This window comes from Mesorhizobium sp. M0830 (assembly GCF_040319965.1).
Lineage (GTDB): Bacteria > Pseudomonadota > Alphaproteobacteria > Rhizobiales > Rhizobiaceae > Mesorhizobium.
In genome coordinates this window covers 22239-46169 of sequence record NZ_JAMYOR010000019.1, presented here as the reverse complement: position 1 = coordinate 46169, position 23931 = coordinate 22239, and the positions used below count along the sequence as shown (strand labels likewise).

The window sequence follows — 23931 nt, the reverse complement described above, 5'->3', positions numbered from 1 at the left end:
ACCTGCATGAAACAAGGATTTCCAGCATGGTTACCGAAATATGTCGGTAGAATTTACCTAGATTTCATCAGTGGTACACATCCGTAAATTTTCCGCCGCCTCGGTAAGGAGTTGTTAAGGTCCGGCGTCGATAGTCGCATACAACTTGAGGGAGAAATCCCGTTCCTCGGCCCCCGGAGGATCCGATTCGCTCAAGCCCCCGTTGTGACAGCAATTCCATCTCTTAAGGCGTCCTTTTGGGCGCCTTTTCTTTTGCCGAAGCAATTCCAGGAAAAGCGTCGAGCGTTTTTCCCGGGAAAAGCGCATCCCTTTGGGAGTTGCGACAAACAAAAGGGATCGAGCTGTGGAGGGCGCTGGCCTATTCCGCAAGCACACGAGTCGATGGAAATGCGACCTCAACCAGCGTGCCTTCACCCGGTGTGGAGTTGATGATGAACCGGGCGCGGTTGGCTTCGACCATCGCCTTGGTCAACGGCAATCCAAGCCCGGTGCCGTCGCCACGTCCGCGCTTCAGCGCGTTAATCTGCTTGAATGGCTTCAGCGCCTGCTCGATCTCGGCCTGGCTCATGCCGATGCCGGTGTCGCGTACCCGCATGACGACGTCGCCCGACGTTTCATAGGCGGTCGAGACGATCACCTGGCCGCCAGCCTGGGTGTAGCGGATGGCGTTCGACAGGATGTTGAGCGCGATCTGGCGCACGCTGCGCAGGTCGGCCACCACTTCCGGCAAGCGGGAAGCGAAGCTGGAGCGGATGATGACGCGCTCACGGTTGGCCTGTGGCTGCATCATCGCCACCGTCTCAGCCAGCGTGTCGTTGAGCGACACCGCCTCGTAGGCCATTTCCTGCTGGCCGGCCTCGATCTTCGAGATGTCGAGCAGGTCGTTGACCAGGTCGAGCACATGATTGCCCGAGCGGTTGATGTCGCGCAGATAGTCGCGGTAGCGGTCATTGGCGACAGGTCCGAACTTCTCGTCGACCATCAGTTCGGAAAAGCCAATGATGGCATTGAGCGGCGTGCGGATCTCGTGGCTGATGCGGGCGAGGAAATCGGTCTTTTGCGAGGACGCGCGCTCCGCCATCGCACGCGCTTGCGTCAAGTCCTCTTCGGCCCGCTTCCACTGCGTGATGTCACGCACGACAGCACAGAAGCCGCTGTCGTTGGGCAGCCTGCCAATGGTCATGAACAGCGGGATGAACCGCCCCTGCGCCTCGCGCCCGATTACCTCGCGGCCGTCATTCATCACGCTCGCCACGCCGGGTTCGGACAGTCCGTTGAGATAGTCGCGCGCCGCGCGCTGGCTTTCGATTGCAAATAGTGAAGCGAACGGCTTGCCGGTAACATCGTCGCTGTCGAAACCGAACAGCGCTTCGGCCGGACGGCTGATCGATCGGATGGTGCCGTCTCGGCCGATCAGCACGACGCCGTCGGTGGCGGTGTCGATGATGGTGCGCATCTCGGCGATGCGCGCCTTGAGCTCGGGAATGTCGGGCTGCGTCTGCTCGTCGCCGACCGCATGCACCGGTGCGTCATCCTCGCCGTGGCGGCGTACCACCAGCATCAGCGCCTTGCCGTCGCGCCAGGGGACTGAGCGTAGAATAGCTTCGATCGGGAATTCCTGCCCGTCACGCGTCTTCAGCCGCAGCGCGCGATCGGCGCCGTCGGAAGAACCGTCGTCGGCGTAGGGGTCGGCAAACAGGGCGCCGAGGCCACCGGCATCCGCAAGGTCGTCGAGCGCCTCATAGCCGGTCAGGTTGAGGAATTCCCCGTTCGCGTAGTGCAGCTCGTCGCCGGAATGGATGAGCAGCGGCACGGGCAGCTTGCCGAGAAGCGAAGTGTCGGGAACCTTGTGCTCATCTCCGGCCGAAAACGCCGACGGCACGAACCCTTCGGCCTTGAGCGGCGGCACCTGCAGGCGCGGGCGCTCGATGCGTGTTTCCACGACGTCCACTGCGCTGGCAGTTGTCTCGGCGGACGCAACCGCCTGCCGGTCGGGCGCCGAGGCTTTCTCGTCGGGCTGCGCCCAATCTTCACTATCTTCGGCATCGCGAAAATCAGCTGATGTCATGCTGTCGTCATCGACGGCATCACGTCGCGCATCGGCGCCAACGCCAGTCGCGCCGGGTTTGGTGATGTCTGGTTCCGCCGCCTCCGGTTCGGAGGCCTGGGACTGGTCGCTGTTGTCCGCGGCAGTGTCGCTTTCGTTGTCATGGCCGGCATAATCCAGCAACGAGCCCGTCGCATTCGGCGGCGCACCGGGCTGCTGAACCGTTTCGTCCGGGTGGCCGCCATCAAGCCGCGCCAGATCCCGCTCGTCCTCGGCATCGACATCGGACGGCTCGGCTGGCGCTGTCTCGTTCTCCGGCTCTGCCGCAGGGATTTCGCCGGCGTGCGACGCGGTGCCGGGCGTTGATGAAACCCCGCCGACTGCAGAAGCTTCCGTCCCCGCTGTCGGCACGTTTGCTGCTTCCGTGGATGTGTCGATCGCCGGCTCGAGGCTCTCGGCACCGGGCTTTTCAGCTTCCGGCGGCTCGACCGGGGAACTGTCCTTCCTCAGCCGTTCGCCGATCTCGCGGAACGCGCTGCGTTCCAGGCTCGACAGGCCCTTGTCGTCGGCCGGCTGACGATGTTCGGCCAGCCGGATCACCTTGTCGGCAAAGCGCCGTTCCGGTTTCGGCACGATGGTCAGCGCGGGCACCTCGCCCTTGAAAGGGTCCGAAGCCGGTGCGCCCTCGGCCTTCGGCTCTGCCGATGCTGGTTCGAGGGTTTTCGGTTCCGGTGCCGCCGGTGCCGCACCGTTGGGCACCAGCGCCATGCCGATGGCTTCAGGATCGACGACCGCATCACTGGCGCGGGCGACGCCGAAGCCGCGAAAACCCTCGAAGGCACGGCTGCGGCCATAGACAGGCAGCGCCGCCAGATCGACAGGTATCTTCAGATCGGTGCCGACCACCGGCCACAGCACGGAGCGCCCGGACCAGGTATCGCGCCGTTCCAGGAGGCCTGCGATCTCGCCGGAGGGGTCGAGGCCGAAAGTGGCCGCGACATCCCTGAAGCGGCGGCCGATCACGTCGGCTGCGGGCTTGCCGACGATGGAGGCGAATTCCGGCGACAGCGCACTGAATTTGCCTTCGGCGTCGGTGCGCCAGACGAAGCGCAGCGGCGGCGCCATGCGGTCTGTCGCCGGAACGGTCCCAGGCGCGGCCGCGGAGGTGGCCTGGACATCATTCTGTATCGGGTCTTGTTGTTTCGTGTTTTGGGCGGGAGTGTCCAGAGCGGCCGGTTCTGCGGGCGCTTCAGGTTCAGGCGCTGGCCGGTGCGCCTGTTGCCCTTCGTCCTCGCCGGTGTTGAAGTACCAATGGTCGTGCTGCGCCGGCGTGCGCGCAGGTGGGTGATCGCTGTTGGCGGCTGTCGGCGGCTGCACCGTCGCGTCGGCGATCTCATGCGCCTGCGATGCGGCGATATCGCTGGTCGGTTGTGAGGCACCCGGTTCGTCGGCCGGCTCGGCACCCTGTTCCGGCTGAACAGAAACGTCGCCAGCCGGCGCGGCCTCGGCGATGGTTTGCGCCGGGTGTTCGCCGCCAGCTGCGGTGTCGTCGAGTTGGTCCTCGTCGATCACCACCAGCAGATGCCGCTCCTCGGTCAATCGTGCCAGCCCCGCCGGATAGGCGGCCGTGCCGCCAGGGACGAGGCGCTTGATGATGCGGTCACTCTCGGCCGCGACGTCGGCGACGAGCGCAGCCAGCGTTTCCGGCAGGATGCCCAGCGCAGAAAACCCCTCGGAGGCGGCCTCGACGTTGCCTGCGGCATCGACAAAGGCGATGAAATGGCCATCCTCGGTAAACCCGCTGATGGCGCGAGCGGCGATTTCGCCGGCACTGCGCGAGCCCGTCTGCGCCGCCGGCACGGCCAGCATGATCGCCTTTTCGGCATCCGGCATGGACACGGCGCTGGCCAGGAAGCTGACGGCGCGGCTGGTCATGCCGGTCGCAAGCCGCACCGTGATGGCCCGGTCATTGCCGATCTCGGGAAATCCGCTGGTCGCCATGATCTGGCGCCTGGCTATCAAGGGCAGTTGCGCCGAGGTGCCGATGATGGCCTCGATGTCGGGATAGCCGAACATCGCGGCTCCCGGCCCATTGGCCCAGATCACCTGCTCCAGGTCCGCCGACAGGATCGCGATCGCGTCGCCGGCGGCAAAGCGCTGGCGGACCGCGTCGAGCACGGCGACGTCAAGGAAGGAATATTCGGACGGCATGCGCTTGGCGAACCCTCACGGAGCGGCGAATTTGCAGTTAACGCTTTGTTAATAAAAGCCGGAGGCGAGAAGGTCCACAAGCCAGAACGTGCAAAGGCCGGAATCTGGGCTCTTGGTTAACGGCCCAAAAGAATTTATGGTGCACTGCAACAAAGATATTGCAATGCACAAAATTTGCCTTTATATTGCCATCATACATGAATGAGACGGCTTTCTGTCAAAGCCGCTGGCGCTGAAAAGGATGGAAAATGTCCAGGACCAAGACTGCCGAGACGATTGAAAATGTTGAATTCCCGAGCTTCGACGCTTCCAAGGCTACCGACCAGATGCGCGCTTTCGCCGAAAAGGGTGTTGAGCAGTCGAAGGAAGCCTATGCCAAGCTGAAGACTGGCGCCGAGGAGACCCAGAAGGCTTTGGAGTCGACCTTCGAGACCGCCAAGACCGTTTCCAGCGACCTGTCGCTCAAGACCATTTCCGCTCTGCGTGCCAATGCCGAGGCCGGCTTCTCCCATCTCGAAGCGCTGATTGGCGCCAAGTCGTTGTCGGAAGTCGTCGAGTTGCAGACCGCGTTCCTGCGCAAGCGCGTTGAGACGACGGTAGAGCAGGCCAAGGACTTCCAGGCTGTCGCCTCCAAAGCAGCCGAGGACGTCTCCAAGCCGATCAAGACCGCCTTCGAGAAGGCGATGAAGGATATCAAGATTGCTTAACATTTACGCATGATCTGAAGATGCAACAAAAGGTCGCATTTTCTTAAAAAAGATCGGGCGTATGATGTCGGCAATCAAGGAATACCCGGCGGGTGGAACCTCCTCCCTCTGCTTGCCGGGGTGACCAGCCAGCACCTCCTCCCGCTGGCTCGTAACAGGAAAAGGCCGGCACCTCCTCCCGCCGGCCTTTTTCTTTGCCTGGCGCCGGCGAATATCGCGCCGATGTGGGGAAGTGACCTTTGCTTTCCAAAAGCCTTGAATTAGAATCCATAAGCCCGTAAGGACGCATCGCCGAACGACAGAGCGGTCGAGTGGGATGAGTTTCCGCTTCGACCCGTTCAGGCAAACGTGCCGTTGTAGCTCAGATGGTTAGAGCGCCGGATTGTGGATCCGGAGGTCGCTGGTTCGATCCCAGCCAACGGTACCATAATTCATCAAATAATTTCAGTTACTTACAGGTTATTGAGGCAGTGAGGTAGGCCCCCTACGGATGGGTACCATTCTGGTATCATACGCAGGGCGTTCAGCTATGCCCATGACGGTCAACAAAGTTGGCGGTGGGAGCGGACCCCGCCAACGACGTCGGCTGTCGTTCTGCTTTGAGGTCTTTACGCAGCCGAAAAATGCCGACGGCCACGGGAGCCTGTGGAAACCGCTAGGCCCGAAGGTGAAGGGGCTTGAAGCTGCAGACTGATCCACGCATGGACGGCTGCAACATTTGATGTCGCTGTCCGGAAACGAAAGGCAGCGCCAATGTTTAGAGTAACCGCCCCACACCGCCACGCCATTTTTGCAGAACTTGACGCACACAACCGTGTTTCGACAGAGGTCGAAATGGCGGCCCTTGAACATCACGTGCTCCTCCATGGCTGAGGAGCGTTCCATGCATGCTCCGATTACCGAAAGGTTTGCGACAGAGCCGTATTTGAAGCGGTTCACTGGCAGCTTGCGACCTCTGTTGCTATTTTGAATCCATGTTGATCGGGCTGGAACAGACCAGGCGAGAACTGCGCCCCGGTTCATATGAATGGTCGGGAGGCGCGTCCACGTTTCTCAGGGTCGGTCCTGGCGAAGGTGCGTTCCATTTCGAGCGCGTGACCGTGGGCGTGGTGCTGGCGCCGCTTAGAAGCCATCATGCCGCTTATGGGAATGACCGCCGCCGGGCCTTGCCATTGCTGCCGGGCCAAGGCTGGGTTTTCCCCGCCGGCTTCGAGGGCTGGTGCCGGTGGGATGAGCCGAACGACTTCCTCAATGTCGAGATCGACGACGATCTCCTCATGGGTGCGGGGATGCCAGCACCGTCCTTTGTGCCTCGGTCAGGTACGATCGATGCGTTGGTGACTCAACTCGCCATCAGCCTCCACGCTGCAGGAAATGCCGCGCCTCGGCTATATCGCGACGCTTTGGCTGTCGCACTCGCAGCGCAGCTCACGCGTCTCGCGGGCCAGCCTGCAGGCGATCCGCCTGCGGCAGAGCCGCGTATTCTGCGGGCGCTCGACTATATCGAGGCGCATCTTACGGATGATATCACGCTCGATGAACTGGCGGCGGTAGCGGTGATGAGCCGGTTCCACTTCGCGCGCGCATTTCGCGATGCCGTTGGCGTGCCGCCACATGCCTTTGTCGTCTCCCGCCGGATCGAGCGGGCGAAGGATCTGTTACGCTCAACCCGACTACCGATCGCCGAGGTCGCATGGCGGGTCGGTTATTCCAATCCGGCAAAGTTCGCGGCGCAGTTCCGCAAGCTGGTGGGCAAGAGACCGGGAGCCTGGCGCGGGCACTGAAGCGCAAGATCGGATCGGCAAAGCGCAAGGACGGGCGCTGACGAGCGGACGTCATGGCGCGATGCTTGAGGAAATCCTGTCCTGAGGAGGCTTTTCCCATGTCCGTGCTCTCGTCGTTTATCGCCGCGGCGGCTTCGATGTTTTTTGCCGGAGCTGCGCTTGCCGCTGAGGTTCAGACCCGCAAGGTTTCCTTTGACAATGAAGGGGTCGCCCTGATCGGCACACTTTATCTGCCCGCCGATTACCGGCCTGGCGAGAAGCGCCCCGGCGTGCTGGTGACCGGCGCCTGGACATCGGTCAAGGAGCAGATGTCCGGCCTCTATGCCCGAGAAATGGCAGAACGCGGCTATGTGTCCCTTGCCTTCGACTTCCGCGGCTGGGGTGAGTCTGGCGGGACTGCCAGGTTCAAGGAAGACCCTGCGGCCAAGACGTCGGATATTGTTGCTGCCGGCCGTTTCATGGCGAGTTTGCCTGATGTCGACGCGGCAAAGATCGCGGGCCTCGGTATCTGCGCCTCAGCCGGCTACATGGCGCAGGCCGCATCAGCCAATGCGAACTTCGCCAGCGTGGCGCTGGTGGCTCCCTGGCTGCATGACGCCCGCATCGTCGAACAGGTCTATGGCGGTCCAGAAGGTGTGGCCGCACTGATTGCGACATCGCGAGAGGCCGAGGCCGCCGAGCGCAAGGGCCGACCCCGGATCGTCGTCGCCGCGAGCATGAGCGACCGGACGTCGCTGATGTACCAGATACCCTATTACACGGAGAGTAACCGGGGCCTCATCCCGGCCTATGACAACAAGTTCAACCTGGCCTCTTGGGAACCGTGGCTGACCTACGACTCCGTGGCCGTCGGTGCGCAGCTCCACAAGCCAACGCTCATCGTCCACTCGGAAGCCGCAGCGATCCCGCAGGGTGCGCATGCTTTCTTCGCGCTTCTTGAGGGCGACCGGTCCGAACTCTGGCTGGACGACGTCGCCCAGTTCGACTTCTACGACAAGCCCGAGAACGTGACGCGGGCCGCCGATGCAGCTGCGGCGCATTTCAACCGAATCAATAGTGGTTCTTGAAACAGAACTACCCCGGTGCCAGGGCGCTGGGCCTACCTTGCACCAAAGCCGCTGCTCGGGCGGCTGGCGGATTGATGGATGGTAACGAAACGCTTGCATGCAAACAAGGAGGATATTTCCATGGAACCTAATCATTCAAACCCAGCATCGACGCGACCCACTGGAACCACCGGCCAAAGATGTCGTGGAATGAAGGCGGCGTTGCTCGGCGCCGCGCTGCTCACAGTCGCTGGCGCTCAGACGTCCTTTGCGTCGCCCGCCGACGAAGCCCGCATAGCCGGCGTAATCTCCGCCGTCGCCGTCTACGCCGACAATCGCGATTTCCGCCCTCTCGAACGCTTCTTCGCACCGGAAACGACGATCGATTACACGTCCTTGTGGGGTGGCGAGCCGCAGCGCTTTGCGCCGTCGGCGCTGATGGACGCATGGGCCGACCTGCTGCCGGGTTTCGACGCCACGCGTCATGAGCTTTCCGATATCCAGGTCGAGGTCGGCGATGGCGCGGCAACGGCACAAGCCAGTGTCCGCGCAACGCACTGGCTTGGCGATCGCATGTGGGTCGTGGCCGGATCTTACGAATACGCGCTTATCCGCACCGGCAACGGCTGGCAGGTCTCGCGGATGACGCTTCACTTGGCCGAGGAAAGCGGCGATCGCACCCTCGTCGAAGAGGCTGCGGCCAAGGTCGCGCGAGCCAAGTGATTGCCGAGACTACCGCCCATGGCCATTGGTCGACGTCGTGCTCCGCACGACGTCGAGGAATGCCTTCAGCACCGGTGAGGGCTGTTCGCGCCGATAGATGATGGAGGTATCGATAGCCAGGTTTCGGCCCCGAATTGGACGATAGACCACGCCGGATCGCCGCAGGTTCTGAAGGCAGGCTGGCAACAGTGAGACACCAAGCCCGACAGATACAAGGCCGATGATCGTCTGCTTGGGCGTTGCTTCCCGCACGATCCTTGGGCTGAAGCCCGACGACCGGCACAGCCCGACGATCTCGTCATAAAGGGATGGATTGATGCCGCGCGGAAATTGAATCAGTGCCTCTGGTGCCAAGTCCGCCAGCGCCACCTCGGCTTCCGAGGCCAACCGATGCGTTTCCGGCAAGGCTACGATCAAAGGTTCGATCAATATGCTTTCGACCTGCAGAGCGTTGTGAACAATAGGCGGATGAACAAAGCCGATATCGAGTTGGCCTTCAGCCACGAGTTTGATCTGACTGGGAATACGCAGGTCCGTCAGGCTCAGCTCGACCTCGGGATAGGCTTCAACAAAGCGCTGAACGATTGCAGGCACGACACTGTAGATCGCCGCATCGATGAAACCGACGGACAGATGGCCGGTTTCACCACGATCGGCTTTGCGGGCAAGCTCCACCGCTTGCCCCGTCTGATGAAGCACTGCCCGCGCTTCGTCCAGAAACACACGGCCGGCAGCAGTCAGTTCGACCTTGCGCTTGGTGCGATCGAGTAGGCGCACGCCGATGGCCTGCTCCAGCTGCTGGATCTGCTTTGTCAGAGGGGGTTGCGAGATGTGCAGGCGTATTGCGGCGCGCCCGAAATGCAGTTCCTCCGCTACAGCCACGAAGGACTGCATGAGCTTGTGGTCCATTCCTAGTTTCCCAAATCGAATTACTGCGAGTCCAATCGATATTGGACTGAAAGTATTGGAGCCTGCAAAATCTGAAAAGCCGCAAAAGAAGGAGGCAGGATTTTGAAGAATTCCGAGATTTCACGCCGCCAGATGCTCAAGGTGCCGCTTGCCGGAGCGGCGCTCGCAGCAGCATCTCAATCCGGGCTTGTCTGCGAGGCACTTGCACAGCCGGTTCCAGCTTCGTCGCCGGCACCTTCCGGCGCCTTCGCCCATAATGTCGAAGCGGTTGGCTATACCGATCTCGATCATCGCCCGGCCTTCAAGATGGCGATCAGGCAGGTAGGCGAGCGATGGTATCTTTATACCGGGCACTTCTGGCACTCCGGATGGAGCATCATCGACGTAACCGACCCGGCAAAGCCGGAGGTCCTCAAATTCGTGCCTTATCCCGGCACGAACACCTGGACGCTGCAGATCGATTTGTCCGGCGACACGATGGTGACCGCACTCGAAAAGCCATTCGCGAATTTCGGTGGCGATCCCGATGCGCCGTTCGGAGAAGGGGTTCTGATCTGGGATATCGCCGATCCCGTCAATCCGAAACAACTGAGCCACTACCGAACTGGCGGAAACGGCACTCACCGCAATCTTTATCCCGGCGGGCGCTACGTTCACCTTGCCGCCGGCATGCCGGGGTACAAGGGCAACATCTACGTCATTCTCGATATCTCGGATCGCTCCAAGCCGCGCGAAGCCGGACGTTGGTGGGTGCCGGGCCAGCATGAGACCGGCGGCGAGAGCTTCGCAGTCGCGGAGCCCGCCGCCGACCAGAAGACCTCCGATCGCTACCAGTTGCGACTGAAGCCGCAATGCATGTGCGGCGCCTTCTGCGCCAGCACGGGCGCGGATGTCTCGCTGCACGGCCCGCCCTATGTCACCGGCGATCTCGTCTATTTGCCTTACGGCGCGGCCGGTATAATTGTGCTCGACATCAGCGACGTCTCGCGGCCGAGGCAGGTCGGCGGCCTAAGCTTCAGCCCTCCGTTTCATTCGCGCTTCGGTGTGCATGGCGTGCTGCCGATTCCAGAGCGCGGCATCGCCTTCGCCAATTCGGAGAACGTCACCTATGGACGTGGTCCGATGCATCATGCGTCGATCATCGACATTTCAGATCCAAGCAAACCCTTTCTACTGTCGCTGTTGCCCGAACCCGTGCCGCCCGAAGGCGCTCCCTATTCGGATTTCACAACGCGTGGCGGCTGGCGCGGGCCGCACAACATCAACCACCACCAGCATCATCCCGATGTCCAGAAACAGGGCGATCTGTTCTACATCGCGCACTTCAATGCCGGGCTCAGGATCTACGACGTTTCGAACACCCGGCTTCCGCGCGAGGTCGGCTATTTCATCCCGCCGGAACCCACCCGCCGCCACGGGCCAATGCCCGAAGACAAGCTGGTACTGCAGACCGAGGATGTCGTCGTGGATCGCCGCGGTTTCATGTATATCAGCGACAAAAACCAGGGGCTCTGGATACTCCGCTACACGGGGCCGAAACCCGATGGTGCCGGACCGTGAAGGTGCCTTTCCGGCTCAACGGTCGAGGGTTTTGGCAAACGCGAAAGCAGGCACGCCTCTCCTCTACGTGCTGCGAAATGACTTCGAGCTCAGCGGCTCGGATTGAAACAGGAGCGCAAAGCGCGTCAGCGGATCGTGGCCTATCGCGTAATAGAGCCTTTCAGGAACGCAGCCAGCGATGGAAGTCGAGTTAATCCAGATCGTCCAGCAAAGCGATGGCATCGAACGGATGTTCGCGCGGCACCCGGATTTCGGCGCCGATACTTTGAAGGCCGGCAAGGATAACTTTTCGGGCTCTTCCGGGTTCTGTTTCAGTACGCCGCCCGCAAGTCGGGTCAGCGGGCTATGGAGGAATTGCCGCTAGCGGGCAAAACCGATGCGGATCGCTCCATAGGGTCCGAAATCGGCAACGAGAGTGTCGCCATGGCGACACTCCACGGGCCGGATGAAGGAACCCGACAGCACCAGCTGTCCGGCCTCGATCTGCATGCCGTATTGGTGCAGCCGGTTGGCCAGCCAGGCGATGCCCTTGGCCGGATGGTCGAGCACGCCGGCGCCGAGCCCCGTCTCCTCGACCTCGCCATTGCGCGACAGGATGGCGCCGATCCAGCGCAGGTCCGCCTCGCGCGGTCCGGCACGGCGGCCGCCGACGACGATGCCGGCATTGGCGGCATTGTCGGAGATTGTGTCGAAGAAGGTCCGTATCCTGCCGCTCTCCTTGTTGACGCGCTCGATGCGGGTATCGAGGATCTCCAGCGCCGGCGTGATGTAGTCGGTGGCGTCGAGCACGTCGTCGATCGAAACGTCCGGACCGGCCAGCGGTGCTTTCATGACGAAGGCGATCTCGGCCTCGATGCGCGGCTGGATGAAGCGGCCAGCGGGAACGGTGCCGCCGTCGTCGAAGAACATGTCGTCGAACAGCACGCCGGAATCCGGAATGTCGATGGAGAGCGCCGACTGCATTGCCTTCGAGGTCAGGCCGATCTTCCAGCCCTTGATCGTCAGGCCCGACGCCACTTTTCGTTTCACCAGCGCCGCCTGGACGAGATAGGCGTCATCCATCGTCGCCCCGGGAAAGTCGAGGCTGAGCAGCCTGATCTGGCGGCGGTCGCGCTCGGCCTCGAACAGCCTCGCGGCCGCGTCTTCGACCTGTTCCGGCGTCATCATCGGCCGGCTCCTTCGTCGACGACGCCGTTGCTGAGCAGGCCGATGCCGTCGGCCTCGACCTCGATGACGTCGCCCGGCTTCAGCCAGATCGGCGGCTCGAAGCGGGCGCCGGCGCCCGTCGGCGTGCCGGTGACGATGATGTCGCCGGGGACAAGTGTGGTGAAGGTCGAGACGTAGTTGATGATCTTGCGGAAGGAAAAGATCATGCGACCGGTGCGGTCCTGCTGCCGAATTTCGCCATTGACGCGCGTGGTGAGCGCGATGTCGGCGATCTGTGCCTCGTCGGTGAACGGCACCAGCCAGGGACCGATGGAACCCGTGCGGTCAAAGTTCTTGCCTTGCGTGACATTGAACTTGGCGTGACGGACCCAGTCGCGGATGGTGCCCTCGTTGCAGAGCGAAAGTGCTTCGATATGGCCGAGCGCATCCGCCTCGGCGATGCGGCGGCCGCCTTTACCGATGACAATGACGATCTCGCCCTCATAATCGAGCTGCTGCGATTCCGGCGGCCGCACCAGCGGTGTGCCGTGACCGACGAAGGAGCGCGGGAAGCGGATGAACAGCGACGGGTTCGAGGGTGCGGCCTGTCCGTCCTTGTACTCCTCGTTGCGGTCTGGATAGTTGACGCCGACGCAGATGATCTTTTCGGGCGAGGGGACGGGTATCTCGTAAGCGATGGCGTCGAGCGGGAAATCGGCGGCGAATGCGTCCGCCTCCTCCGCCAGCCGTCGCAATGCGCCGGCCTCTATCACCTCGCGTAAAGTCGGCCACTGTGCGTGTCGCGCCGACAGGTCGACGACGCCCTTGTCGGTGATCGCGCCGTAGCGCGTTTTGCCGCCGACGGTGAAGGTGGCGAGATGTGCCGCGCTCATATGTTTCCCCTGCAGTTAGCCGGCGTCACGGCGCCACGATCGGTGAGGCTGCCAGCTCGGACGCACGCGCTTCGACGCCGACAAAGCTGCTGCCTTCCTCGAACCAGCTCTTCGGCGCGGGTGCGCCCCACAGCGTCTGGCGCTGCGGGTCCTTGAGGTCCCATTTGATCGGCTCTAGGTCGGGATCTACCGTCTGGTAGTCCGAGCAATAGATCTCGATGCGATGGTTGTCGGGGTCACGGATATAGAGGAAGAAGGCGTTGGAGATGCCGTGCCGGCCGGGGCCGCGCTCGATGTTCGGCAGCCAACCGGTAGTGGCCATCAGGTCGAGCAGATCGATGATATTGAGCGGCGTCGGCACCCAGAAGGCGACGTGGTGCAGGCGTGGGCCGATGCCATTGGTGAAGGCGATGTCGTGGACGCCGCCCTTGCGGTGCGTCCATGCCGCCCAAAGTCTTCCGGTCGCGGCATCCTCCGTGTACTCGGTCACGCGGAAGCCGAGCTCGTTATAGAACGTCACCGATTCATCGACGTTGGGCGAGAAGCAGTTGAAGTGGTCGATGCGCAGCGGCTTGACGCCCTTGTACAGCGCATATTTCTGATGGATCGGCGGCAGCCGCTCCATCCTGGAATAGAATTCCAGCGGAATGCCGTGCGGGTCGCGGGTGCGGAAGGTACGCGACTGGTAGGGCCGCTCGACCCATTCCACAGGCAGGCCCTTGCCTTTGAAGAAGTGCTCGGCCTTGTCGAGATCCTCGTCGGAAAACAGCTTGAAGCCGAGGTCGCGGGCTTCCGCGGTTGGGCCTTTGCGCAGCACGATGCAGTGGTGGCCGCGCTCTTCCATGGCGCGCAGATAGATGGCGTCGTTGGTCTCGTCGGTCACCTGCAGGCCGAGCGTGTCGACATAGAAAGCGCGTGATTTCGCAAGGTCGGTGACGGCCAGCTCGACATGGCTCAGCCGCACGATGTTGAATGCCGGGTAGAGATTGGGTGAGGGCAGGGGCATCTTTGGGGTCTCCGGTCAGCCGCCGAGCTTCTGGATCGAGTGCGGCGCCGTGGCGAACGCGATGTTCTTGGTTTCCATGTAGAAATCGAACGACCAGTCGCCGCCGTCGCGGCCGATGCCCGAGTTCTTGGCACCGCCGAACGGCGTCGGCAGGTGGCGCACATTCTCCGAATTGACCCAGATCATGCCGGCGTCGAGCGCGTCGGTGAAGCGGAAGGCGCGGGTGACGTCCGAGGTCCAGAGATAGCCGGTCAGGCCGTATTGCGTATCGTTGGCCAGCGCCAGCGCCTCGGCCTCGTCCTTGAACGAGATGGCGGTCAGCACGGGTCCAAAGATCTCTTCCTGGGCGATGCGCATCTTGTTGGTGGCGCCGACGAACAGCGTCGGGCTGACATAGCAGCCGCCGCCCGGACCAGCGAACTTGCCGCCGCCGGCGGCGACGACAGCGCCTTCCGACTTGCCGATCTCGATATAGGACAGCACCTTTTCCTCATGCACCGGATGGATCAGTGGTCCAACCACGGTTTCGGGGTCGAGCGGATGGCCTATCCTGATGCGCTTGGCCTTCTCCGCCACCAGCGCGGTGAACTTGTCGTAGATGCTTTCCTCGACCAGCAGGCGTGAGGACGAGGTGCAGCGCTCGCCGTTCAGCGAATAGATCATGAAGACGGCAGCGTCGGCCGCCCGCTCCAGATCGGCATCGGCAAAGACGATGACCGGGTTCTTGCCGCCGAGTTCGAAATGCACGCGCTTCAGCGTGTCGGCACCCTGCTTCATGATCATCGAGCCTGTGCGGCTTTCGCCGACGAAGCCGATCGCCTTGATGTCGGGGTGTTCGGTCAGGGCTCTGCCGGCGTCCTCGCCAAAGCCGTTGACGAGGTTCCACACGCCCTTCGGCAGGCCGGCCTCCTCGGCGATCTCGACCAATAGCCGCGCGGTCAGCGGCGAGAACTCGGCCGGCTTGTGGACGATCGTGCAGCCGGCGGCGAGCGCCGGCGCGATTTTCCAGGTCGACAGCATGAAAGGTGTGTTCCAAGGCGTGATCACGCCGACTGGGCCGACCGGCACGCGCGTCGTCATGTTGACCTGGTTCGGTGCGCGGATCGTATGGCCGTCGCGGGCCTCTGGCGCGCGGTCGGCGTAGAAGCGGAAGTTCTCCGCGCCGCGCAGCGCTGCCTTGGCCATGAACTTCAATGACTGGCCGGTGTCCATGCATTCGACGAAAGCGATTTCCTCGGCGCGCGCGACGATGGCGTCGGCTATTTTGTGCAACTGCTTCTTGCGGGCGTCGCCTGATATCGCCGCCCAGTCGCGGAAGGCAGCCTTCGCCGCCTTGGCGGCGCGGTCGATGTCGGCGGCCTTGCCGCGTGCCACCTTGGCGATCGGCTTCAGGTCGATTGGCGACAGCGTCTCATAGGTCGAACCGTCGGCGGCCGCCATGGCCTCCCCGCCGATCTGGTTGAGCACGCCCTCGTTCCTGAAGCGCTCCAGATAGGCCTCGGCCTTTCTCAGATTGTCGTCCAATGCCGCCATGATATGGGTTCCTGTCACTTGCCGCGCAGGCGCGGGTGAATGGCATTCTTCTTCCAGCTTAGTTCGGCATCGATCTCGCGTATCTCCAGCGACAGCGCGAAATGCGGCGTCGTGAACAGAGATGCAAGATGATCCGAGACAGCAGCGAAGATCGCCTCGCCGGCGCGTTTCTTTTCCTCGGCGCTGCGGCCCTTGCCGATGCGGAAGTTCATGTCGATGAAGCCGTTCTCAGGGAGACGATCGGCAATCGCGTACGCCTCTGCGCGGAAGGCGCGCACTCTCGCCGCGCCCGGCTCGAACAGGCCGGTTTCGAGGATGGTGCGCGAGACCAGTGCGCAAATTTCGCCCATGTCGACTTTTGCGTCGAGATTCGCGGAATATTCGATCGCCATGTGTGGCAAGGCTTCCTCCGCCGGCGCTGCCGGTCTTTTTTGTAATTAACATGTGAATTACATCTTGACGGCGGAATGTCAAGCGTCGTTCTCTATACCGATGCAGCTTCCGCGGGTGGGATTGCCGCTCCAGGCAAAATCGCGGATATAGCTGCGATCGGTGCCTCGTTCTCGTGACGAGTCGCACTGGAATTGGAATCTTTTGGAGACCTGACCTTGCTACCGCCCAGCACTCGCCGCTCCCTGCCCATGGCTCTGCTTCGCGCCCGCGAAGTGATCATGGCGCATTTCCGGCCGATGCTTGCCCGCCACGACATCACTGAGCAGCAATGGCGCGTGCTGCGTGTGCTTGCCGAAGCCGGGCCACTCGAGGCAACCGAACTTGCCAATCGCGCCTCGATTCTTCCGCCTAGCCTGACCCGTATCATCAAGGCTATGGAGGAACGGCAGTTCATCACCCGCAACAAGGTCAAGGATGACGGTCGCCGGGCGCTGCTCGCAATCAGCCCGGCCGGGCTGGCGCTGATCGAGGATTTATCGCCCGAGCGCATCGCCATCTACGATGCGATCGAGCAGCGCTACGGCGCCGAACAGCACGAGCATCTGCTCGACCTGCTCGAAAGCCTGATCCAGTCGGAATCGTCCGAAAACCAGACCTGACAGCCTCTACCCGCCAAAACTGCCGAGTGCGCTCGGCTGCATGTAGTTGCGGCCGACATAGAGCAGTGCCGCCTCGTCGCTGCCGTGGCGGATGTCGACGACGCGGCCGAACATCACATTGTGCGTGCCAACTTTGTTCACGTCGCCGATCTCGCAATCGAAGCTGACGATGGCGTCGAGCAGCGCCGGCATGCCGGACGGCATTGTCTGCCATCTTGCCGCATTGTAGCGCTCGCCCATGTCGCGGATCGTGCCGGCGAACTTTGCCGCAAGATGCGTGTGTAACTGCGTCAGCACGTTGACGCAGAAACGCTGGTTGGCGAGGAACAGGCCGGTCTGCGCCGAGCGCTCGTTCATGCACACAAGCAGCGTCGGCGGATCGTCGGAAACGCTGCACATGGCGGTCGCCGTGAAGCCGCCGCGGCCGGCCGGACCATCAGTCGTGACGATGTTGACCGGCGCACAGACCCGCGCCATCGCCTCACGGAACTCCAGCCTAGCAACTTGTGGCTCCATGGCCGGGACCTCAGCTTGCGTCAGCCGGCAGGGGCGGCAGCCAGGTGTCGCCGGTCCAGCCCTTTTCGTCGTAGTCGGCCATGCAGGTATCGACTAACTCTTCCATCTGCTTCAATCGTCCTCCGCGCTCGGCGCCCTTCAGCACCTGCAGCCGCACCTCTTCCGGCGCACCGGCATAGTTGAGTTCATAGAGCGCATGGCGTCCTCCGAACTCGGTACCGGTTGCGTCCCATAAGAGCTTCATGATCTTGATGCGCTCGATATGGCCCATGTCGTTCGAGCCGCGCACGTACTGGGCCAGGTACTTGTCGACCTCCGGATTGTCGAAATCCTTTGCCGAGGACGGCAGGTAGATCAGCCCTGAGGCGATGACCCGGCGCACCGTGTCGATGACACGCGGATAGGCCTCCGACATGAAAGTGCGATAGGCGAGCGCCGCCTCGAGATTAGGTAGCACGGCGCCGTTCGCCCACGGGATCGGGTTGTGCGCCATGGCGTTGGAAAAGCTCCAGAACATGTGGCGCAGCGCAATGACTTCGCCGAGCGCCGCCTGGTTGCCGCGGAAGGCGTCGCCGCCGGTGGCGCGCAGCGCCTTGGCGAGCAGGCCGGCCAGGAAGTCAAGCTTGACGGCAAAGCGCGTGCAACCCTGGAAGCAATAGCCGTGCATGAAGCCTGATGCCGGATGGAAGGAGAGGATCTTCTGCGCGTCGCGAAGCACCAGCACGTCCTCCCAGGGGATAAAGACATTGTCCAGCACCAGGATCGCATCGTTCTCGTCGAAGCGCGACGACAGCGGGTAGTCGAAAGGACGGGCGACGGTGTTGGCCGTCTGCTCATAGGAGACTCGGCAGAACATCTTTATGCCCGGCGCGTTCATCGGCACGATGAACATCACCGACAGCGACGGATCCTCGGTGACCGTCGCCGAACTCTGGGCCAGGAAATTGCAATGGGTGAGCGCCGACGACGTGGCCACCACCTTGGCGCCGGACACCCAGATGCCGGCGTCGTTCTCCTTGGTGATGTGCACGAACACGTCCTTGACCTGCTCGGCCGGCTTGTGGCGGTCGATCGGCGGGTTGACGATGGCGTGGTTCATGAACAGGGCCGCTTCCTGGGCGCGTTTGTGCCAGGCGAGCGCATTGTCCTTGAACGGGCCGTACCATTCGGCATTGGCGCCGAGCGTATTCATCAGCGCCGCCTTGTAGTCGGGCGTGCGCCCCATCCAGCCATAGGACATACGCGACCAGTCGGCGATCGCCGTCTGCTGCTCGGCAAGTTCGGCGGCGGAATGGGCGACGCGGAAATATTTATGTGTGTAGCCACCGGAACCGGTGTCGGTCGGCGAGGTCAGCACCGCCTGACGCGCCGGTTCGTGCAAGGCATCATAAAGGCGCGCCAGGGAGCGCGCCGAGTTGCGCATCGCCGGATGGGTGGTGACGTCGGCGATCCGCTCGCCATTGATATAGACCTCGCGCCCGTCGCGCAGGCTCTGCAAATATTCGGCACCTGTGAACGGCCGCTTCGTGTCGGCCCGAAAATCTTCCGATCGCATCATGATCCTCCCTTAACGCGTTAACTATAGCGATTGTCGTGACAAAGGTTTATGGACGAAAGTATAGAACCACTTGGATTTTTTCGCCGTCATGGGTCAGACCGTCATTCCCGAGTTCTTCGTCTATGGCGAACCGGCGCGTGCGCTCGACGTCGGCTTCCTTCATGTCGAGACAGTTCTCGCGCGCGCTTCCGTGCATCGGGGCCAGGTGTTGGCGCACAAGCACCCGCAAATGGCGCAGATCACCTTCTGGACTGGCGGCAGCGGCACTTATCGGATCGAAGACGAGACCTGGAGTTTTTCGGCGCCGACGGTGAGCTTCATGCCGAGCGGCGTGGTACACGCATTCAGCATCGAGCCGGGCGCCGACGCCATCGTCGTCTCGGTCGCCGATGCTGCCCTTGCGGCGATCGCCGAGCAGTCCGCGCTGCCGCTCGACCAGCCGATCTTCGTCACCGGACGCGGCGAAACCGCTCTGTGGGAGAGGTTGGGCGATACGATCAGGATGATCCAGGCGGAATATGCCGACAGGCTGCCCGGTGTGGAGAAGATCCTACCGCCGCTGATCGCCGTGGCATTGTCGGGCATCGCCCGCCTCGATGCGCAATCGCATGCTGTCGCGGTGCCGGCGACCGTGGCGCTGGGCGGTCGGCTGCGGCGTCTGATCGACCGGCACTTTCGCGACGACTGGCCGGTCGAGCGCTATGTCGCCGCACTCGGCACCACGCGCTATCTGCTCGACAAGGCAGCGCGTGAGGTTCTGGGTGCGGGCGTACGCCAGGCGGTCGGCGAGCGGCGGTTGGTCGAGGCCAAGCGCCTGCTGCTCTTCACCATCCGCACGGTCGAGGACATCGCCTATGAGACCGGGTTCAACGACCCGGCCTATTTCTCGCGCTTCTTCCGCGCTGCCGTCGGCCTGTCTCCAGCGGCATGGCGACGCCTGCGGCTCGGCCAGGACTGAGCGTCGCCGTCGCTCAGGCAGCGGCCGTCAGTCCGGCGTCGAGAGCCTCCGCGATCTTCGCCACATCGGCGGATGAGATCACCAGCGGCGGCGACAGGATGATGGTGTTGCCGGAGACGCGCAGCATGACGCCGGCCTTGTAGGCGGCTTCTGCGGCGGCATTCATCGTCTTCTTGTCGGCCGACTTCTTGGCGGCTTGGTCGGAAACCAGTTCGAGCGCCGCCATCAGCCCTTGGTAGCGCACATCGCCAACTAAAGCGTGCTTCGCCTTCAGCGCCTCCAGCGCCTTGCCGAGCTCGACACCGCGCGCCGCCGCATTCTCGTTGACCGCCAGCCGCTTGGTCTCGGCGAGTGTGGCCAGCCCCGCTGCGCAGCCGACCGGATGGCCGGAATAGGTGTAGCCATGGCCGATGGCGCCGAAGCTGGTCTTGTCGGCCTCGAAGACGTCGGCAACCTTGGCGCTGAGCAGCGTGGCGCCGAGCGGGAAGTAGCCTGAGGTGATCGCCTTGGCGATGGTCATGAAATCCGGCTTCACTCCGGAGAGCCGCGAGCCCGACCAGGCGCCGGTGCGACCGAAGCCGGTCACCACCTCGTCGGCGATGAGCAGGATGTCATGACGGTCGCAGATCGCCCGCACCATCGGCATGAAGCTCTCATGCGGAACGATCACACCGCCGGCGCCGAGCACCGGCTCCATGATGAAGGCGGCGATGGTGTCGGCGCCCTGGAAGGCGATCTCGTCTTCGATCGCCCGCGCGCAGAGTTTCGCCAGCTTCGCCGGATCGGTCTCGTCGAACGGATTGCGGTAGCTCCATGGCGCCGGTGTGTGGAAGACGCCGGGCAAAAGCGGCTCGTAGTTGCGCCGGAAATTGGCATTGCCGTTGACCGAGGCGCCGCCGAAATGGGTGCCGTGATAGCCCTTCTTCAGCGCCAGGAACTTCGTCCGGTCGCTCTGGCCCCTGATCTTCCAGTATTGCCGCGACAGCCGCAGCGCCGTCTCGACCGAGTCCGAGCCGCCGGAGGTGAAGAAGGTCCGCACCATGCCCTCCGGAGCGAACCAGTCGCAGAGCTCATAGGCAAGCTCGATCGACGGTCCGGTCGAGGTGCCGCGAAAACCGGAATAGTAGGGCAGGGCTTCGAGTTGTGCTGCGATCGCCTTCTTGATCGGATCGCAGCTGTAGCCGAGGTTGACGTTCCACAGGCCCCCGACCGCATCGAGCACGGTTCGGCCTTCGGCGTCGGTTACCGAAACGCCTTCGCCCTTCATGATGATCTTTGGCGGCGTCGCGCGCATCTCGGCCGGATGCGCCATCGGATGCCAGATCGGCTTGGCGTTGTTCTCGGTGAGGAAGTTGATGTCGCGCATCGGTGGGAACTCCGTTTCTTGAATTCTTAGGCTGCAACGCCGAGATGGCCGAGCGCCTGTGTATAGCCTTGCGCCGGTTGGGCGACGTCGAAATGCACGGCCAGCATGCCGGCTGCGACCGCGCCGTCGACATTACGCTTCTGGTCGTCGACGAAGACACAAGCCGCGGGCGGCAAGTGCAGTGCCTTGCTCACCATCGCATAGGCGCGCGGATCGGGCTTGAGGATATGCGTGTAGGTGGCGTCGATGACGGTCTCGAACAGCGACAGCAGCGGCAGGCGCCCGCGAAAGCTGTTGCCGTAGAACAAGTCGAGCTCGTTGGACAGAATGGCGAGCCGGATGCCGGCTTCATGCGCCGCACGGATCGCTCGTTCGGCCTCCGGCCGCACCACCGCTTGCGGGTCGGCGCCGCGCGCCCGCTGCACGAAAGTCGACATGTCGTCCCAGTCCTCGCCGACGAGACGGCCGACTTCATGCGTGCGCGTCTTCCAGTAGTCGCGCTCGCTTATCTCGTCGGCTTGCATGGAACGCCACAGCGGGTCGGATGCCGGATCGAACGGCCCGCGCCAGCCGAGCGTGCCGGGCGTCAAGTCCAACGCGCGTTCGGTCAGCGCGTGCGTCTCGAACAGCGTGCGTGTGACGACGCCGCCGAAGTCAAGCACCAGCGCCTTCGGCAATGGCCCGCTCATGCGGCTTGAGTTCCTTCCGGCGCGCCCAGCGGCACAATGCCTTCGGCGACCCAGCGGTCGAAGATCTCCAGCGCCTTTGCGCTGAAGGCGGCGTCGTTGATGTGCCCTGATATCTCGTGCAGCTCGGCATTGCGGGGCACGCTCGAGCGCATCTCCTCGACGAAGGTCGACAGCGCCTCCGGTTCGTGCAGCGGCTCGCCCTCCTGGTCCCATTGCTGGATGCCGCCTGCCGGCAGGATGAAGGCGGTCGGCCCGATCGCTGCGGCGAGCTTCTCGCCGATGGCGCGCGCGATCTCCTTGCGGGTTTCGCCGTCCGATGTCACCGAGGCGAGCAGGCGGTTGTGCGCATGGTACGGACGTTCGAAGAAACGGGCAGGCACTGCTTGCCAGGTCGGAAAATCCACCATGTCGACGGCGCCAGGTGCCACGATCTGAGGGATACCTTGCCGACCGGCATTTTCCAGCCGGTCGGAGCCCGAATTCACCACCGAGCCTGTCAGCTGGTTGGCGAGTTCCTGCAGGCTGAAATCCATCACCGCGACGAAGCCGCGCTGCGCGGCGATCGCCTCCAGCGCCCGGCCGCCCATGCCGGTAGTGTGGAAGACAATGACTTCATAGCCGCGCTTTTCCAGCTCCGGCTTCAGCGTCACCATATAGTGCAGGCAGCTCTTGCCGAGCGAGCTCATGCCTATCCTCGGGCGCGACGCGTCCGGCTTGACGACGGCGCGCGAAGCACCCACCACCGCGCCGCAGGCCTGCGAAAGCACCGCCTTGCAGGCGCTGTTGAGGCCATAGAGACCGCCCGCCCACAGGATCATCATCAGGTCTGTGGCGATCCGCTCTGGTGGCAGCAGATGTGAATAGGCAATGGTCGAGATAACGAATTTCGGCACGCCGAGCGGCAGCGCCAGCGCGACGTCGAGCGCAAGGTCGGTGCCCATCGAGCCACCGAGCGCGATGAAACCGTCGATTTCGCCCTTGTCGCAGAGTGCGCGGGCAAGCCTCGAGGCGCCGAGGGCCATCAGCGTCATCGCCGAATTCTCGTCGCCGCTGGTGATGATCGCCTCGATGGTCGTGTCCGCGGCTTGAGCCACGGCATGCTTGGCATACGTCGGCCGATAGGGCGGATCGCCGAGCACGCTCACATCCATCATCACGGCGACACCCCCGACCGCCTCGATGCGCTCGCGCATGAAGAGCAATTCGTCGGCCTTGGTGTCACCGGTGCCTATAACCAGGATTCGGCGTGTCTCCTCCACAGTCAATCTCCTTGCAAGGGTATTTGTTGTCATGCTCGCTTGCGGCCCGGCTGGCCCTGCCGTCCGAAAAGCCGCTCGCTGATAACGCGCGCAGCCGCCGCCACACTGGCGCCATAACGCTCGATGTCGCCCTTCTGGACCCGCACCTTAGGCGCCGCGACGGCGATGATGCCAATGGCAAAACCGTCGGCGCCGAGGATCGGCGCCGCGACGCTGAGCACGCCCTCCTCGAAGCCTTGCGAGCCGGTCGAGTGCCCGCGCGCGCGGGCGGCGGCGACATGCTCGGCAAGTGTTTTCGCGTCGCCTATCGTGTGTGGCGTGAAGGCCGGCAACGGTCCGGCCAGAACAGCGTCTCGGATACGCTCTTCCGTGAACGCCAGGAACGCAATGCCAGAAGCCGTCGCATGCATCGGCAGCACCTCGCCGAGTTGCACGCTGACGCGATTGGCCCTGGTCGATTCGACGACATGGACTGTGATCAGGCCGCGCTTCGAATATTCCGACAGGTGCACCGTCTCATCGGTTTCCGCCGCCAGCGCCTCGACCACCGGCACCGCCATGCGCAGGAACGGAAACTGGGCTTCGCGCATCAGCGCCAGCCGTGCGACACCGGCGCCCAGCCGGTAAAGACGTGTGGCGTCATCCTGCTCAACCAGCCCATGCGCGATCAGGGAGACCAGCAGCCGGCGCGTTGTTGCCTTGTCATAGCCGGCGCGCCGCGCGAGGTCAGCTAAAGCCGTCTCGGGCTCGCCGCGACCGAGCATTTCCAGCAGCGTGATGGCCTTACCCACCGTACCCATGCGTAGCTGATCCTCCGTCAGATACTTAACGTGCGAATTAACTTGACAGGAAGCCGATTCCTTTGCAAGTCTATATTCGAAATGTCGTTGCAAATAATGAAATGACAAAGGCGGCCCGACAGAACGCCTCGACATTTCAGGGACACTTGGCTTCCGCAGCGCGGAATT

At 63.0% G+C, this 23931-nt stretch carries 21 protein-coding genes and 1 tRNA gene; 9 read left to right on the top strand and 13 right to left on the bottom strand.

The genetic code is table 11. The features are described 5' to 3' along the window. Positions 1-358: 358 nt before the first annotated feature. A complete protein-coding gene (locus tag NKI20_RS14055) occupies positions 359-4258 on the bottom strand; it encodes a PAS domain S-box protein (protein ID WP_352831323.1) in 3900 nt (1299 codons plus the stop codon). Positions 4259-4506: 248 nt separating this feature from the next. Between NKI20_RS14055 and NKI20_RS14050 the strand changes: the two genes are divergently transcribed. The 5 genes from NKI20_RS14050 to NKI20_RS14030 all read left to right on the top strand — a co-directional run bounded on the left by NKI20_RS14050 (position 4507) and on the right by NKI20_RS14030 (position 8518). Then, positions 4507-4965: a phasin gene (locus NKI20_RS14050; protein WP_352602390.1), complete on the top strand. Its 459-nt coding sequence runs from the start codon at positions 4507-4509 to the stop codon at positions 4963-4965. Positions 4966-5315: 350 nt separating this feature from the next. Then, positions 5316-5392 (top strand) — tRNA-His (locus NKI20_RS14045). Between the two features lie 547 nt (positions 5393-5939). Continuing rightward, positions 5940-6749 carry an AraC family transcriptional regulator gene (locus tag NKI20_RS14040; RefSeq protein ID WP_352831321.1) on the top strand — a complete coding sequence of 270 codons (810 nt, stop codon included), beginning with the start codon at positions 5940-5942 and terminating at the stop codon, positions 6747-6749. A 98-nt stretch (positions 6750-6847) separates the two neighbouring features. Next, entirely contained in the window at positions 6848-7816 is a 969-nt protein-coding gene (locus tag NKI20_RS14035; protein ID WP_352731693.1) for an alpha/beta hydrolase, read from the top strand. Positions 7817-8005: 189 nt separating this feature from the next. Next, positions 8006-8518 carry a nuclear transport factor 2 family protein gene (locus NKI20_RS14030; RefSeq protein WP_352831318.1) on the top strand — a complete coding sequence of 171 codons (513 nt, stop codon included), beginning with the start codon at positions 8006-8008 and terminating at the stop codon, positions 8516-8518. A 9-nt stretch (positions 8519-8527) separates the two neighbouring features. Here NKI20_RS14030 and NKI20_RS14025 read toward each other — a convergent pair whose 3' ends face one another. Further along, positions 8528-9427: a LysR family transcriptional regulator gene (locus NKI20_RS14025; protein WP_352831316.1), complete on the bottom strand. Its 900-nt coding sequence runs from the start codon at positions 9425-9427 to the stop codon at positions 8528-8530. 102 nt (positions 9428-9529) lie between these two features. Here NKI20_RS14025 and NKI20_RS14020 point away from each other — a divergent pair, with 102 nt between their 5' ends. Together NKI20_RS14020 and NKI20_RS14015 are read left to right on the top strand one after the other, a co-directional pair. Continuing rightward, complete coding sequence (locus NKI20_RS14020; protein WP_352831314.1) at positions 9530-10987, top strand: LVIVD repeat-containing protein; 1458 nt, start codon at positions 9530-9532, stop codon at positions 10985-10987. Between the two features lie 178 nt (positions 10988-11165). Then, entirely contained in the window at positions 11166-11351 is a 186-nt protein-coding gene (locus NKI20_RS14015; RefSeq protein ID WP_352831312.1) for a hypothetical protein, read from the top strand. Here the strand turns inward: NKI20_RS14015 and hpaH are convergent. The 5 genes from hpaH to NKI20_RS13990 are packed head-to-tail and all read right to left on the bottom strand — an operon-like array spanning position 11348 to position 15966. Next, complete coding sequence (gene hpaH / locus NKI20_RS14010; RefSeq protein WP_352831310.1) at positions 11348-12154, bottom strand: 2-oxo-hept-4-ene-1,7-dioate hydratase; 807 nt, start codon at positions 12152-12154, stop codon at positions 11348-11350. The two genes, NKI20_RS14015 and hpaH, sit on opposite strands and share 4 nt — an antisense overlap. After that, positions 12151-13026, bottom strand: a complete 876-nt coding sequence (locus tag NKI20_RS14005) for a fumarylacetoacetate hydrolase family protein (RefSeq protein WP_352831308.1) — start codon at positions 13024-13026, stop codon at positions 12151-12153. The genes hpaH and NKI20_RS14005 overlap by 4 nt, the downstream gene beginning before the upstream one ends. Before the next feature lie 25 nt (positions 13027-13051). Beyond that, a complete protein-coding gene (hpaD, locus tag NKI20_RS14000) occupies positions 13052-14032 on the bottom strand; it encodes a 3,4-dihydroxyphenylacetate 2,3-dioxygenase (protein WP_352831306.1) in 981 nt (326 codons plus the stop codon). A gap of 15 nt (positions 14033-14047) precedes the next feature. After that, positions 14048-15565 (bottom strand): 5-carboxymethyl-2-hydroxymuconate semialdehyde dehydrogenase, encoded by a 1518-nt coding sequence (hpaE, locus tag NKI20_RS13995; RefSeq protein WP_352831304.1) that lies wholly within the window; start codon positions 15563-15565, stop codon positions 14048-14050. A gap of 14 nt (positions 15566-15579) precedes the next feature. Further along, complete coding sequence (locus NKI20_RS13990) at positions 15580-15966, bottom strand: 5-carboxymethyl-2-hydroxymuconate Delta-isomerase (protein WP_352831302.1); 387 nt, start codon at positions 15964-15966, stop codon at positions 15580-15582. 240 nt (positions 15967-16206) lie between these two features. On the opposite strand from NKI20_RS13990, the gene hpaR reads away from it, so the two are divergent. After that, a complete protein-coding gene (gene hpaR, locus NKI20_RS13985) occupies positions 16207-16617 on the top strand; it encodes a homoprotocatechuate degradation operon regulator HpaR (RefSeq protein ID WP_352831300.1) in 411 nt (136 codons plus the stop codon). 6 nt (positions 16618-16623) lie between these two features. On the opposite strand, the gene NKI20_RS13980 is transcribed toward hpaR, so the two are convergent. Next, positions 16624-17133: a flavin reductase gene (locus tag NKI20_RS13980; RefSeq protein ID WP_027027471.1), complete on the bottom strand. Its 510-nt coding sequence runs from the start codon at positions 17131-17133 to the stop codon at positions 16624-16626. Positions 17134-17143: 10 nt separating this feature from the next. Next, positions 17144-18688, bottom strand: coding sequence for a 4-hydroxyphenylacetate 3-hydroxylase N-terminal domain-containing protein (locus tag NKI20_RS13975; protein ID WP_352831398.1), 1545 nt, complete (start codon positions 18686-18688; stop codon positions 17144-17146). A 91-nt stretch (positions 18689-18779) separates the two neighbouring features. Here NKI20_RS13975 and NKI20_RS13970 point away from each other — a divergent pair, with 91 nt between their 5' ends. Then, positions 18780-19649, top strand: coding sequence for a helix-turn-helix domain-containing protein (locus NKI20_RS13970; RefSeq protein ID WP_352831298.1), 870 nt, complete (start codon positions 18780-18782; stop codon positions 19647-19649). 13 nt (positions 19650-19662) lie between these two features. Here the strand turns inward: NKI20_RS13970 and NKI20_RS13965 are convergent, their stop codons facing one another. The 4 genes from NKI20_RS13965 to NKI20_RS13950 are packed head-to-tail and all read right to left on the bottom strand — an operon-like array spanning position 19663 to position 23763. Beyond that, positions 19663-21015, bottom strand: coding sequence for an aminotransferase class III-fold pyridoxal phosphate-dependent enzyme (locus tag NKI20_RS13965; RefSeq protein ID WP_352831296.1), 1353 nt, complete (start codon positions 21013-21015; stop codon positions 19663-19665). Between the two features lie 26 nt (positions 21016-21041). Continuing rightward, entirely contained in the window at positions 21042-21692 is a 651-nt protein-coding gene (locus tag NKI20_RS13960) for an HAD family hydrolase (protein WP_352831396.1), read from the bottom strand. Between the two features lie 8 nt (positions 21693-21700). After that, a complete protein-coding gene (locus tag NKI20_RS13955) occupies positions 21701-22996 on the bottom strand; it encodes a Tm-1-like ATP-binding domain-containing protein (protein WP_352831295.1) in 1296 nt (431 codons plus the stop codon). Then, positions 22993-23763 carry an IclR family transcriptional regulator gene (locus NKI20_RS13950; RefSeq protein ID WP_352831294.1) on the bottom strand — a complete coding sequence of 257 codons (771 nt, stop codon included), beginning with the start codon at positions 23761-23763 and terminating at the stop codon, positions 22993-22995. The genes NKI20_RS13955 and NKI20_RS13950 overlap by 4 nt, the downstream gene beginning before the upstream one ends. Positions 23764-23931: the final 168 nt, after the last annotated feature.

What these genes read in the sequence shown, in the direction of transcription:
- NKI20_RS14055 (WP_352831323.1), bottom strand. Translation starts at nt 4,258, where the DNA reads ATGCCGTCCGAATATTCCTTCCTTGACGTCGCCGTGCTCGACGCGGTC.
- NKI20_RS14050 (WP_352602390.1), top strand. Translation starts at nt 4,507, where the DNA reads ATGTCCAGGACCAAGACTGCCGAGACGATTGAAAATGTTGAATTCCCG.
- NKI20_RS14040 (WP_352831321.1), top strand. Translation starts at nt 5,940, where the DNA reads ATGTTGATCGGGCTGGAACAGACCAGGCGAGAACTGCGCCCCGGTTCA.
- NKI20_RS14035 (WP_352731693.1), top strand. Translation starts at nt 6,848, where the DNA reads ATGTCCGTGCTCTCGTCGTTTATCGCCGCGGCGGCTTCGATGTTTTTT.
- NKI20_RS14030 (WP_352831318.1), top strand. Translation starts at nt 8,006, where the DNA reads ATGAAGGCGGCGTTGCTCGGCGCCGCGCTGCTCACAGTCGCTGGCGCT.
- NKI20_RS14025 (WP_352831316.1), bottom strand. Translation starts at nt 9,427, where the DNA reads ATGGACCACAAGCTCATGCAGTCCTTCGTGGCTGTAGCGGAGGAACTG.
- NKI20_RS14015 (WP_352831312.1), top strand. Translation starts at nt 11,166, where the DNA reads ATGGAAGTCGAGTTAATCCAGATCGTCCAGCAAAGCGATGGCATCGAA.
- hpaH (WP_352831310.1), bottom strand. Translation starts at nt 12,154, where the DNA reads ATGATGACGCCGGAACAGGTCGAAGACGCGGCCGCGAGGCTGTTCGAG.
- NKI20_RS14005 (WP_352831308.1), bottom strand. Translation starts at nt 13,026, where the DNA reads ATGAGCGCGGCACATCTCGCCACCTTCACCGTCGGCGGCAAAACGCGC.
- hpaD (WP_352831306.1), bottom strand. Translation starts at nt 14,032, where the DNA reads ATGCCCCTGCCCTCACCCAATCTCTACCCGGCATTCAACATCGTGCGG.
- hpaE (WP_352831304.1), bottom strand. Translation starts at nt 15,565, where the DNA reads ATGGCGGCATTGGACGACAATCTGAGAAAGGCCGAGGCCTATCTGGAG.
- hpaR (WP_352831300.1), top strand. Translation starts at nt 16,207, where the DNA reads ATGGCTCTGCTTCGCGCCCGCGAAGTGATCATGGCGCATTTCCGGCCG.
- NKI20_RS13980 (WP_027027471.1), bottom strand. Translation starts at nt 17,133, where the DNA reads ATGGAGCCACAAGTTGCTAGGCTGGAGTTCCGTGAGGCGATGGCGCGG.
- NKI20_RS13975 (WP_352831398.1), bottom strand. Translation starts at nt 18,688, where the DNA reads ATGCGATCGGAAGATTTTCGGGCCGACACGAAGCGGCCGTTCACAGGT.
- NKI20_RS13970 (WP_352831298.1), top strand. Translation starts at nt 18,780, where the DNA reads ATGGGTCAGACCGTCATTCCCGAGTTCTTCGTCTATGGCGAACCGGCG.
- NKI20_RS13965 (WP_352831296.1), bottom strand. Translation starts at nt 21,015, where the DNA reads ATGCGCGACATCAACTTCCTCACCGAGAACAACGCCAAGCCGATCTGG.
- NKI20_RS13955 (WP_352831295.1), bottom strand. Translation starts at nt 22,996, where the DNA reads ATGACAACAAATACCCTTGCAAGGAGATTGACTGTGGAGGAGACACGC.
- NKI20_RS13950 (WP_352831294.1), bottom strand. Translation starts at nt 23,763, where the DNA reads ATGGGTACGGTGGGTAAGGCCATCACGCTGCTGGAAATGCTCGGTCGC.